This is a genomic window from Streptomyces hirsutus (genome assembly GCF_001418415.1).
GTDB classification, from domain to species: domain Bacteria; phylum Actinomycetota; class Actinomycetes; order Streptomycetales; family Streptomycetaceae; genus Streptomyces; species Streptomyces hirsutus.
This window is the reverse complement of record NZ_LIQT01000482.1, coordinates 1-11,401: the sequence shown is the minus strand read 5'-3', so window position 1 is coordinate 11,401 and position 11,401 is coordinate 1. Positions and strand designations below refer to the sequence as shown.

Sequence of the window (11,401 nt, the reverse complement as noted above, 5' to 3'; positions counted from 1 at the left end):
CGCGCCGGCGCCGGCGCGTCGATGGGCGGCATCTCCCGCTCCAGGTCCACCACCAGCGTGCGTTCGCTCTCCCCCGCCCGGTGCAGGCCGGCGAGCGGGCCGTCGTACATCAGGCGGCCGTGGTCGATGACCATCACCCGCGAGCACAACTGCTCGATGTCCTGCAGGTCGTGCGTGGTCAGCAGCACCGTCGTGGCCCGCTCGGTGTTCAGCTCCCGCAGGAAGTCCCGCACCTTGGTCTTGGAGACGACGTCCAGACCGATGGTCGGCTCGTCCAGGTACAGCACCTCCGGGTCGTGCAGCAGCGCCGCCGCGATGTCGCCGCGCATCCGCTGCCCCAGGGAGAGTTGCCGTACCGGCGTGTCCAGCAGGTCACCCAGGTCGAGCAGTTCGACGAGCCGGTCCAGGTTCGCGCGATAACGGGCGTCGGGAATCCGGTACATGCGGTGCATCAGCCGGTACGAGTCGAGCAGCGGCAGATCCCACCACAGCGTCGTCCGCTGCCCGAACACCACCCCGATACGGTGCGCCAGCCGCATCCGCTCCCGGGTGGGGTCGATGCCGGCCACCCGCAGCCGGCCACCGCTCGGGGTGAGAATCCCGGTCAGCATCTTGATCGTGGTCGACTTGCCCGCGCCGTTCGGCCCGATGTAGCCGACCATCTCACCGCGTGCCACGGAGAACGAGAGCGAGTCCACAGCCCGCACCCGCCGCCGCTCCCGCTTCAGGAACCCGGTCTTCTTCCGCACGTCGAAGACCTTCTCGACCCCCTCGAGAAGGATGAACTCCCGATCGTCACGGCTCCCGTCACCGCCGTCGCCGCCATCACCCTCGCCATGCGCACGCGCGCCGCCGTCGCCCACCGTCAACTCCCTGTACTCCGATACGAACGCAGCCCCGCCCGCCACGCCAGCCCCGCCAGCACGCAGCACACCGCCGCCACCGGCGGCGCCATGAACGCCGCCCACTGCGGCAGGTCCAGCGGATACGGCCGCCCCAGCACATAGGACGCGGGCACCCAGTTGACGAAGGCGAGCGGCAGCACGAACGTCATACCGCGCACCAGTTCCTGCGCGAACACCACCGGCGGATACTGCAGCATCGTCTGACCGCCGTAGGTGAACGCGTTCTGCACCTCGGACGCGTCCTGCGCGACGAACTGGAAGGCCGCGCCCCCCACGAACACCGCGCAGAAGATCGCCGCGCCGCTGACCACCGTCACCGGCATCAGCAGCAGCTTCGGCGCCGTCCAGACGATGTCCAGCGAGGCGACGGCCCAGCCGAGGACCAGCAGCCCCTGCAGCAGGCGCCCGACGCGGCGCAGGGCGAAGCGGTCCGCGGCGACCTGCGCGAGCACCGGCACCGGCCGCACCAGCAGCGTGTCGAGCGTGCCGTCACGCACCCGGCGTCCCAGCCGGTCCATCGAGCCCAGCGTCAGATCCGCGATGCCGAACGACACGATGGACAGGCCGTACAGGAAGGCCACCTCGGCCAGGGCATGGCCGGCCAGCACGTCGACGTGCGAGAACATCAGCGCGATGCCGACGAAGTCAAGGCCGGTCACCACCACCCCGCCGATGGTCGTCAGTACGAACGACGTGCGGTACACCATGGTCGAGCGGATCCACATCCCCGCGATCAGCCCGTACGCGCGCATCCCCTGCGCCAGCCCGGACCTCCTGCCGGACCTCCCACCGGCCCCTTCACCGGGCCCCTCGCCGGTCCGGCCACCGACCCGCCCGCCGGCCTCCGCCACGCCGGGCCGCCCACCGCCCTCAGCCACCCTGGACCACCACCCGCCGCGTCGCCGCCGACTGCAGCAACCGCCCCGCCACCAGCAGCGTCACCGCCCAGGCGCCCTGGAGCGCGAAGACCCGCAGCGCGCTCGTCTCCCCCATCAGGACGTCGGCCGGCCCCTGGAGCAGCGCCGCCCAGGGCAGCATCCGCACCACCTCGCCGAACGCGCCCGGGAACACGTTCAGCGGCAGCACCATGCCCGAGCAGAGCATCCCCACGATCATCAGCATCTGCATCGCCCCCGTACCGTCCATCAGCCAGAACGCGCTCAGCGCCACCAGGTAGCGGATCGCGTAACTGACCACCATCGCGAGCAGCACCGTCGTCAGGAAGGCGGCCCAGGTCAGCGGATCGTCCGGCAGCGCCACCGGGAAGAGCGTCACCCCGAACAGGAAGGGGATCACGCCCCGCCCCAGCAACTGGAACACCGACCGGCCCAGATCCTGCGCCAGCCACCACCCCTGCAGGTCGGCGGGCCGGTACAGATCGATCGCGACGGCACCCGTACGGATCCGCTCCATCAGCTCGATCTCGAAGCCGCCGCCCTGAATGGCCAGCGTCGCGTACAGCGCCTGCCCCAGCCACACGTACGTGACCGCCTGCGCCTGCCCGTATCCCCCGAGGTCCGGCCGCTCGTTCCACAGCGCCAGATAGGTGTACACGAGGATCAGGCCGAAGACCGTGTTGGTGAACACCCCGGCCGCCGTCGCCGCCCGGTACGTCGCGTACCGCCGGAAGCCGCCCGCCGCGACCGCCCCGTACAACCGGACCGACGAGCGGACCGACGCCCTGACCGACGACCGGGCCGACGACCGGGCCGAGCCTCCCCCCACAACCCGCCTCCGGTCCTCGCCTCGCCCGGCGTCCTCGCCCGGCGTCCGAGCGCACGAACCTAGTACCGGCAGCCGAGGCCCTGCCAGGCATTTTCCGGCTGTCCGGGGCCATACGTGTGAGAAGCCGCGCCGCGGGCCGACACGCGCCGCCGACGGGAACGGACCCACGGATGCGACAGTCTTCTCTAAGGGGACGCACAACGCGTACACGCACGCACCACGCGTACCGCCCGAACCAGCCTTACCAGCTGAACCGGTTGTACCAGCTGCAACAGCAGTAACAGCCGCAATGGCCGTACCCTCAGAAAAAAGCGAAACAGGAGTCCGTGCACGACATGAGCGACGAGCCGCAGCCACAGCAGCCCGCCCCGGGCAAGCGCAACCGCACCGGATGGCGTCGGATCGTCCCCACCTGGCGGATGACGCTGGGCGCCTTCCTCGCCGGCGCGCTCCTGCTCACCGGCGGCTTCTTCCTCGGCTACCACCTCGTGCACATCCCGTCCGCCAACGCCCTCGCGATCAAGCAGGCCAACGTCTACCTGTACACCGACGGCTCCGTCATCGCCCGGGACGGCGAGGTCAACCGGGAGAACGTCGGCCTCGGCCGGATCTCCCAGGACGCGCAGCACGCCATCCTCGCCGCCGAGGACCGCGACTTCTACACCGAGTCCGCCGTCGACCCCCAGGCCATGCTCCGCGCCGTCTGGAACACCGCCACCGGCAAGGGCAAGCAGTCCGGCTCCACCATCACCCAGCAGTACGTGAAGAACTACTACCTCCAGCAGGAGCAGACCGTCACCCGCAAGGTGAAGGAGTTCTTCATCGCGATCAAGCTGGACCGCGAGCAGAGCAAGGAAAAGATCCTCGAGGGCTACCTCAACACCAGCTACTTCGGCCGCAACGCCTACGGCATCCAGGCCGCCGCCCAGGCCTACTACGGCATGGACGCCCAGGACCTCGACGCCGGCCGCGCCGCCTACCTCGCCGCCCTGGTCAACGCCCCCAGCCAGTACGACGTCATCGCCCACCCGGAGAACCGCCCCGCAGCCGAGTCCCGCTGGAACTACGTCCTGGACGGCATGGTCGAGCAGGGCTGGCTGAACGAGACGGAGCGCGCCGGCCTGAAGTTCCCCCCGCCCAAGGAGAACACCAACTCCACCGGCATGTCCGGCCAGCGCGGCTACATCGTGCAGATCATGAAGGACCACCTCATCCGGAACAAGATCGTGAGCGAGGAGGAACTCGACGCGGGCGGCTACCGCATCACCACCACCCTGCAGAAGGACAAGCAGAACGCCTTCGTCGACGCCGTCAACGACAAACTGGTGGACCAACTCGACCAGAAGGAGCGCAAGGTCGACACGTACGTCCGCGCGGGCGGCGCCGCCGTCGAGCCGAAGACCGGCAAGGTCCGCGCCATGTACAACGGCATCGACTACGTCAAGCAGTACACCCCCAACGCCACCCGCCGGGATTACCAGGTCGGCTCCATCTTCAAGCCGTTCGTGTTCACCGCCGCCGTCGAGAACGGGTCCCGCACCCAGGACGGCCACGCCATCACCCCGAACACCGTCTACGACGGCACCAACAAGCGCCCCGTCCAGGGCTGGTCCGGCGGCCTCTACGACCCCGCCAACGAGGACGACCGCTCGTACGGCGACATCACCGTCCGCGAGGCCACCGACAAATCCGTCAACGCCGTCTACGCCCAGATGGCGGTCGACGTCGGCTCCGATAAGGTCCAGCAGACCGCCATCGGCCTCGGCATCCCCTCCACCACACCCGAACTCACCCCCTCCCCCTCCATCGCCCTCGGCGTGGCCACCGCCAGCGCCCTGGACATGGCCGAGGCGTACGCGACCCTCGCCAACCACGGCGTGCACAGCGACTCCACCATGATCGAGAAGATCACCAAGGACGGGAGGGAAACGGTGCCGCTGCCCGAGCGGAAGAACCGCCGGGCGGTCAGCCGCGAAGCCGCCGACACCACCACCGCCGTCCTGCGCGGCGTCGTCCGGAACGGCACCGCGACCGCCGCCCTCGGCGCGGGCCGCCCCGCCGCCGGCAAGACCGGCACCGCGGAGGAGGACAAGGCCGCCTGGTTCGCCGGCTACACCCCCGAACTGGCCACCGTCGTCGCGGTCATGGGCCAGAACCCGGACACCGCCGTGCAGGAGAAGCTGTACGGCGCGATGGGACTGCCCCGCATCAACGGCGGCGGGGTCCCCGCCGAGATCTGGGCCCAGTTCACCCGGGAGGCACTGGAGGGCGAGCCCGTCAGCGACTTCGACCTCGAACTGCAGCCGGACGCCGAACGGACCGCGCCGCCGACCGCCGACACCGGTTCCCGTCCGCCCACGACCGCCCCGGGCGACGACACACCCGCCACCCCCGGACCGGACGAGAACGCGCCCCGGAACCCGGGCCCGGACGACAGCACCGGCGGGGGCCGCACCGAAGGCGGGACGAACGAAGGCACCGGCGGCGACACCACGACCGGCGGCACGGACGGCGACACCTCCACCGGCGGCACCACGGACGGAACCACCGGTGGCGGCACCACGGGCGACACGGACAGCGGCGGAACCGGCTCGTCCGACGGCGAGAACCCCGGCACGGGCGGCCGCGGCGGCCTCACCGGCTTCATCCCACGCCCCCGCGGGGAGTGAGCGCACCCGAGGACCGACCGCCCACGACGCTCGATGTCGGATGCTCAGTGCCCCGACGTCGCCTTCAGCCCCACCACGGCGACCACCAGCAGGCACACGAAGAAGATCCGGGCGGCGTTCACCGGCTCCCCCAGCACCACCATGCCCAGCACCGCCGCCCCGGCGGCACCGATCCCCACCCACACGCCGTACGCCGTACCGATCGGCAGCGTCTTCGCCGCGTACGACAGCAGCACCATGCTCGCCACGATGCCGGCACCGGTGAGCACGCTGGGAACCAGCCGGGTGAACCCCTCGGTGTACTTCATCCCGATCGCCCAGCCGACCTCGAGCAGACCGGCCACGATCAACAGAACCCACGCCACGACAGGCACCTCCGGAACACACGTCGACGATCAACGAACCGTCGAATCGAAACGGGAGTGCGTCGTCTTTGCCTCACCCCGGTACGGCGCGTCTCGTCGGGGCCCAGTGGGTCCCCCCACTCTAAAGCCCTGGCCAGACAGCCGGAAGGGCTGGTGACCATGGTCACCAGCCCTTCCGACCACCACCACGGCAACGCCGCGACGGTCCACGGATCTACAGGTACAAGCCCGTCGAGTCCTCCGACCCCTCGAACCGGTCCGCGGCCACGGCGTGCAGATCACGCTCCCGCATCAGCACGTACGCGGTGCCCCGCACCTCGACCTCCGCACGGTCCTCCGGGTCGTACAGCACCCGGTCACCCGTCTCCACCGTCCGGACGTTCTGTCCCACCGCGACGACCTCGGCCCAGGCCAGCCGACGGCCGACCGCCGCCGTCGCGGGAATCAGGATGCCGCCCCCGGACCGCCGCTCGCCCTCACTCGCGTCCTGCCGCACCAGTACACGGTCGTGCAGCATCCGGATGGGCAGCTTGTCGTGCCGGGGGTCGTGCTCGTTCTTCTTCGCGCTCACGCCTGAAACCTACCTGCCTTGGCCACGGACGTACGCGATCGGGTCCACGTACGTTCCGGCCCGAGTCCGAGTCCTGGTACGAGTCCGAGTACGGGCGGGGGTATGGGTACGAGTCCGAGTACGGATCAACGCCTGCGCCGACGCGACCCCAGAGCCAGCAGCCCCGCCACACCCACCACCAGAACCACGGCCGGCACGACCCGCTCCAGCCGCGGCGCACCGTTCAGGTCCACGAACTGCGCCTTGACATCACTCACCACACGATTCACGCCGACATACGCCCTGCCGAGCGTGTGATCGACATTGGAGGCGACCCTGGCCTTCGCGTCCCCGACGATCGTCTTCGGATGCACCCGCACGCCGATCTCGTCCAGGGTCTCGGCCAGCACCGCGCGACGGCGCTTGATGTCCGCCTCGATCTCCGCCGGGGTTCTGGTGTCCGCCGTGTCCGCCACCGTGTCGCCTCCGAAATCCGCTGAAACCATAAAAGCCGTACCTGTGCCGGACAGTCTGTCAGCTTCGCGCCGCCCCGCACGGTCAGGGCACCCGGTTACCCTCGATCCCGGCACCCGATCCACCCAGCGTGTACGTACGAGGAGACCAGACCGATGAGCGAACGCCTCGAGCCCGGAGCCCCGGCCCCCGCCTTCACCCTGCCCGACGCCGACGGCAACGAGGTATCCCTGGCCGACCACAAGGGCCGCAAGGTCATCGTCTACTTCTACCCGGCGGCGCTCACCCCCGGCTGCACCAAGCAGGCCTGCGACTTCACCGACAACCTCGAGCTGCTGACCGGCGCGGGCTACGACGTCATCGGCATCTCCCCCGACAAGCCCGAGAAGCTCGCCAAGTTCCGTGACGAGGAGTCCCTGAAGGTCACCCTCCTCTCCGACCCCGACAAGCAGGTCCTGGAGGCGTACGGCGCCTTCGGCGAGAAGAAGCTGTACGGCAAGACCGTCGTCGGCGTGATCCGCTCCACGATCGTCGTCGACGAGGAGGGCAAGGTCGAGCGCGCCCTCTACAACGTCAAGGCGACGGGCCACGTGGCCAAGATCATCAGGGATCTGGGCGTCTGACCCGAAGCACCCGCGAACGGCCCGTACCGGCACCCGGTACGGGCCGTTCCGCATGCCGTGCGTGACCGTCCGATAAACGGTTCGTTACTCCGTACGAGGCCGCGAACGGGTGGCCTAGAAACGGAGGGGACTCGATGGGGACAAGCGCGTACACCAAGGAGCGGCTGGAGGAGGCGGCTCGGGGGGCACGGACGTTGTCGGAGGCGTTGGTGCGGCTGGGGGTGGATCCGAGGAGCTCGACGCGGCGGTACGTACTGGGACGGATGAAGAAGCTCGGGGTCGACACGGCGCACTTCCAACGTGAGGGGGTGAAGTGGACCCGGGACGTCCTCCAGGAGGCGGTCTCGGCCTCCACGAACATGTGCGAGGTGTTGCGGCATCTCGGGCTGGAGGTGGTCGGTGGGCACCACACGCACATCAGCCGCCGGATCAAGGCGTACGGCCTGGACATCTCGCACTTCCGGATGCCGACCCGGAGAGGTAAACCCTGGCGCCCGCGGACGCCGGAGAACCTGCTCGTCGAGCAGCCACCCGCTCAGGCCCGGCGCATCCCGAGCGACCGGATCAAGTGGGCGATGACCGCCCTGGGGGTACCGGAGCAGTGCACCCTCTGCGGTACCGGAAGCGTGTGGCGGGGGCACTCGCTCCCGTTGGAGGTCGACCACGTGGACGGCGACTGGCGAAACAACCGCATCGAGAACCTGCGGTTCCTCTGCCCCAACTGCCACTCGACAACGGACAATTACCGGGGACGCGGCAAGGGTCGTGCGAGCCGATGAGTAGTGGCGTGCAGTACACCCGCGATCGGCTGGCAGAAGCTGCCGCACAGTGCTCCAGCCTCGATGAGGCGATCGCCTTCTCGCATTTCAGCCCTTCGGCCGGGCTTCCCCGGCCCACCACCGAAGAGCTGCGCACGGCAGTCGCCGAATCCGTTTCGATCGCTGCGGTACTTCGTCGGCTGGGGCAGCCGAACAGTGGTACGCAGCGCACCCTCCTGCGCCAGTGGATCGCTGAGGAGAACGTCTCGATGGCGCACTTTCTGGGACAGGCCCATCAACGCGGCAAGCCCGGTCCGACCCCGCTCAGGCGACCTGAGGACATCCTGATCAAACACGATGGCAAACGTCGGACGAAGACCGCACTCCTGCGTCGGGCGCTCTGCGAAGTCGGCGTGCCCAATGAGTGCGCCGAGTGCGGTACGGGCCCCGAATGGCTGGGCAAGCCCATGACGCTGGAGGTCGATCACATCAACGGTGACTGGCGGGACGACCGGCGCGAGAATCTGCGGTTGCTGTGCCCAAACTGCCATGCGGTCACAAGCACCTGGTGCCGTGGCGGCCGACGACGTTCCCCTCAAACGAGCGCCAAGTGACAGGTAGCATGGCCCGGACATGCGGCCGTGTTGGAATGGTAGACAAGCGGCGCTTAGAACGCCGTGGGCGGAAGCCCGTGTGGGTTCGAGTCCCACCGGCCGCACCACGTGGAGGGGCCGCCAGCGGGGTGGCCCCTCCCTGGTTGCTCACCCCAGCAGCTCCCGCACCGCCGGTACCAGCGCGCGGAAGGCCTTGCCCCGGTGGCTGATGGCGTTCTTCTCCGCCGCGGAAAGCTCCGCGCAGGTGCGGGTCTCGCCCTCCGGCTGGAGGATCGGGTCGTAGCCGAAGCCGCCGGTGCCGGCCGGGGTGTGGCGCAGGGTGCCCCTCAGTTGGCCTTCGACGACGCGTTCCGTGCCGTCGGGGAGGGCCAGGGCGGCGGCGCAGGCGAAGTGGGCGTCGCGGTGGGTGTCGGCGATGTCGGAGAGTTGGGCCAGGAGCAGGTCGAGGTTGGCCCGGTCGTCGCCGTGGCGGCCTGCCCAGCGGGCGGAGAAGATGCCGGGGGCGCCGCCGAGGACGTCGACGCAGAGGCCGGAGTCGTCGGCGACGGCGGGGTGGCCGGTGGCGCGGGCGAGGGCGTGGGCCTTGAGGAGGGCGTTCTCGGCGAAGGTGGTGCCGGTCTCCTTGACGTCGGGGACGTCGGGGTAGGCGTCGGCGCCGACGAGTTCGTGGGGCAGTCCGGCTTCGGCGAGGATCGACCGCAGTTCGGTGATCTTTCCGGCGTTGCGGGTGGCGAGGATCAGGCGGGTCATGGGGTCCAGTATCCCGGGCCCCGTTCCGGACCCCGTCCCGCCGTCCGCTCCTCCTGGTGGTCTACGGGGTGCAGACCTTCGTCAGTTCGCCGGCCGCGTCGGTGACCGGGCTGAGGTCGGGGGTGGTGTCGCCCTTCTCGACGGAGGTGCGGACGTTGCCGACGGCCTTGTCGAGGTCGTCGACGGCCTTGCCGACGTCGGCGTTGTCGGTCTGGTCGCCTATCTCGCCGAGGTTCTGGTCGATGGAGTCGAGGGACTCCTCGAGTTGGGTGACGTCGTCGGAGGCGTTCTCGACGGCCTGCTGGAGTTCGGTGACGCTGTCGGCGATGGCGTCGGCGGTCCGGACGCAGTCGAGTGCCTTGTCGACGGCACTGCAGCCGGTGGTGAGTCCGGCGGTGAGTACGACAGCCGCCAGGGTGGCGGTGACGGCTGTGGTGCGGCGTCGGCGGCTCGCGGCCATGGAACGGTCCCTCCCTGTGGGGCCGGGTGGCCCTCGTCACTGGCCGGGTGTGCGGAGTCGGTCCGTCCGTACGCCCGTACCTCTACGGACGCGGGGGTGGCCGGCGCGGTTGCCCGCGTCGGCCACGTCCTTTGGTACGTCCTTTACCTTTCGAGGACGCTATCAAGTGCGGTGCGCTGCACGGTAGTCAGTTCGGTACAGCCGGCGACGGCGAGGTCGAGGAGGGTGTTCAGTTCGGTCCGGTCGAAGGGCGCGGCCTCGGCGGTGCCCTGGACTTCGACGAAGCGGCCGTCGCCGGTGCAGATGACGTTCATGTCGGTGTCGGCGCGGACGTCCTCCTCGTAGCAGAGGTCGAGGAGGGGGACGCCGTCGACGATGCCGACGGAGACGGCGCTGACGGTGCCGGTGAGGGGCTGGCGGCTGGCGCGGATGAGCTTGTTGTCCCTGGACCAGTTGATGGCGTCGGCGAGGGCGACGTAGGCGCCGGTGATGGCGGCGGTGCGGGTGCCGCCGTCGGCCTGGAGGACGTCGCAGTCGAGGACGATGGTGTTCTCGCCGAGTTGTTTGTAGTCGATGACGGCGCGCAGGGACCGGCCGATGAGGCGGCTGATCTCGTGGGTGCGTCCGCCGATGCGGCCGCGGACGGATTCGCGGTCGCCGCGCGTGTTGGTGGCGCGGGGGAGCATCGAGTACTCGGCGGTGACCCAGCCCTCGCCGCTGCCCTTGCGCCAGCGGGGGACGCCTTCGGTGACGGAGGCGGTGCAGAGGACTTTGGTGTCGCCGAAGGAGACGAGGACGGAGCCTTCGGCGTGCTTGCTCCAGCCGCGTTCGATGGTGACCGGGCGGAGTTGTTCGGGGGTGCGGCCGTCGATTCGAGACATGGTGTCGAGCCTAGCCGTATACGGGAGGGGCCCCTTCCCTGTGCGGCGGGTGGGCTGCCGTTGGGAAGGGGCCTTCGGGTGCCGGGAGTTCCCGGTGCCGTGGATCTCCGGGTGCTCCGAGTGCTCCGGGTGCTCCGGGTGTTCAGGAGGTTCCGGCTGTCACATCATGTCTTCGATCTCGGCCGCGAGGGGGTCGGCGTCGGTGCCGATGACGACCTGGACGGCGGTGCCCATCTTGACGACGCCGTGGGCGCCGGCGGACTTCAGTGCGGCGTCGTCGACCTTGGAGGGGTCGACGACTTCGGTGCGGAGGCGGGTGATGCAGCCTTCGATTTCTTCGATGTTGTCGATGCCGCCGAGTCCGGCAACGATCTTCTCAGCCTTGCTGGCCATGTTCGCTCTCCCTGATCCGAACCGCTTTTGTCGCAGTAACCCACAGTTGGCCCATCTTTGCGAGCGGTCGTGCCGTCTGTGCCGAAGGATGGCGTCACGACAGCGGAACCGTCTCCAACTGGTCTACACCACCAGGGGGACCGTCGCCAAACCCTTCCGGCGGGCCTCCCCCTGAGCCTCCCGGCCCATCTCCAGCAAAGGGGACCGGATGAGTACGCAGAGTCCTGCCGGCGC

14 protein-coding genes, 1 tRNA gene and 1 riboswitch are annotated in these 11,401 nt (G+C 69.5%); of the genes, 5 read left to right on the top strand and 10 right to left on the bottom strand.

The window, feature by feature from the left end; all coding sequences use genetic code 11:
* From AOK11_RS31625 to AOK11_RS31615, 3 genes are all read right to left on the bottom strand, one after another.
* A partial coding sequence (locus AOK11_RS31625; RefSeq protein WP_055597124.1) for an ABC transporter ATP-binding protein occupies positions 1-782 on the bottom strand: 782 nt, incomplete at its 3' end.
* Positions 783-865: 83 nt separating this feature from the next.
* Positions 866-1,657 (bottom strand): ABC transporter permease, encoded by a 792-nt coding sequence (locus AOK11_RS31620; RefSeq protein WP_055597120.1) that lies wholly within the window; start codon positions 1,655-1,657, stop codon positions 866-868.
* 118 nt (positions 1,658-1,775) lie between these two features.
* Positions 1,776-2,561: an ABC transporter permease gene (locus AOK11_RS31615; RefSeq protein WP_055597123.1), complete on the bottom strand. Its 786-nt coding sequence runs from the start codon at positions 2,559-2,561 to the stop codon at positions 1,776-1,778.
* Between the two features lie 404 nt (positions 2,562-2,965).
* Between AOK11_RS31615 and AOK11_RS31610 the strand changes: the two genes are divergently transcribed.
* Complete coding sequence (locus AOK11_RS31610) at positions 2,966-5,299, top strand: transglycosylase domain-containing protein (protein WP_055597122.1); 2,334 nt, start codon at positions 2,966-2,968, stop codon at positions 5,297-5,299.
* A 44-nt stretch (positions 5,300-5,343) separates the two neighbouring features.
* Here AOK11_RS31610 and sugE read toward each other — a convergent pair whose 3' ends face one another.
* From sugE to AOK11_RS31595, 3 genes are all read right to left on the bottom strand, one after another.
* Positions 5,344-5,664: a quaternary ammonium compound efflux SMR transporter SugE gene (gene sugE, locus AOK11_RS31605; protein WP_055597119.1), complete on the bottom strand. Its 321-nt coding sequence runs from the start codon at positions 5,662-5,664 to the stop codon at positions 5,344-5,346.
* A gap of 56 nt (positions 5,665-5,720) precedes the next feature.
* Positions 5,721-5,780, bottom strand: a riboswitch (guanidine-III (ykkC-III) riboswitch).
* Between the two features lie 98 nt (positions 5,781-5,878).
* Positions 5,879-6,235, bottom strand: a complete 357-nt coding sequence (locus tag AOK11_RS31600) for a GroES family chaperonin (protein ID WP_055597118.1) — start codon at positions 6,233-6,235, stop codon at positions 5,879-5,881.
* Positions 6,236-6,360: 125 nt separating this feature from the next.
* Complete coding sequence (locus AOK11_RS31595; protein ID WP_055597121.1) at positions 6,361-6,690, bottom strand: DUF3618 domain-containing protein; 330 nt, start codon at positions 6,688-6,690, stop codon at positions 6,361-6,363.
* A 153-nt stretch (positions 6,691-6,843) separates the two neighbouring features.
* On the opposite strand from AOK11_RS31595, the gene bcp reads away from it, so the two are divergent.
* The 4 genes from bcp (at position 6,844) to AOK11_RS31580 (ending at position 8,790) form a co-directional block, all read left to right on the top strand.
* Positions 6,844-7,311, top strand: coding sequence for a thioredoxin-dependent thiol peroxidase (gene bcp / locus AOK11_RS31590; RefSeq protein ID WP_055597117.1), 468 nt, complete (start codon positions 6,844-6,846; stop codon positions 7,309-7,311).
* A 134-nt stretch (positions 7,312-7,445) separates the two neighbouring features.
* Entirely contained in the window at positions 7,446-8,090 is a 645-nt protein-coding gene (locus AOK11_RS31585; RefSeq protein ID WP_055597116.1) for an HNH endonuclease signature motif containing protein, read from the top strand.
* On the top strand, positions 8,087-8,683 hold the full coding sequence (locus AOK11_RS40930; RefSeq protein ID WP_079035212.1) for an HNH endonuclease: 597 nt from the start codon (positions 8,087-8,089) through the stop codon (positions 8,681-8,683). Before AOK11_RS31585 ends, AOK11_RS40930 begins: the two co-directional genes overlap by 4 nt.
* A 21-nt stretch (positions 8,684-8,704) precedes the next feature.
* Positions 8,705-8,790, top strand: a tRNA-Leu gene (locus AOK11_RS31580).
* A 40-nt stretch (positions 8,791-8,830) separates the two neighbouring features.
* Here AOK11_RS31580 and rdgB read toward each other — a convergent pair.
* From rdgB to AOK11_RS31560, 4 genes are all read right to left on the bottom strand, one after another.
* Positions 8,831-9,433, bottom strand: coding sequence for an RdgB/HAM1 family non-canonical purine NTP pyrophosphatase (gene rdgB / locus AOK11_RS31575; protein ID WP_055597115.1), 603 nt, complete (start codon positions 9,431-9,433; stop codon positions 8,831-8,833).
* Positions 9,434-9,494: 61 nt separating this feature from the next.
* Positions 9,495-9,893 (bottom strand): hypothetical protein, encoded by a 399-nt coding sequence (locus AOK11_RS31570; protein WP_055597114.1) that lies wholly within the window; start codon positions 9,891-9,893, stop codon positions 9,495-9,497.
* Between the two features lie 143 nt (positions 9,894-10,036).
* On the bottom strand, positions 10,037-10,774 hold the full coding sequence (gene rph / locus AOK11_RS31565; RefSeq protein ID WP_055597113.1) for a ribonuclease PH: 738 nt from the start codon (positions 10,772-10,774) through the stop codon (positions 10,037-10,039).
* A 159-nt stretch (positions 10,775-10,933) separates the two neighbouring features.
* Positions 10,934-11,167 (bottom strand): PTS sugar transporter subunit IIB, encoded by a 234-nt coding sequence (locus tag AOK11_RS31560; RefSeq protein ID WP_055597112.1) that lies wholly within the window; start codon positions 11,165-11,167, stop codon positions 10,934-10,936.
* Positions 11,168-11,401: the final 234 nt, after the last annotated feature.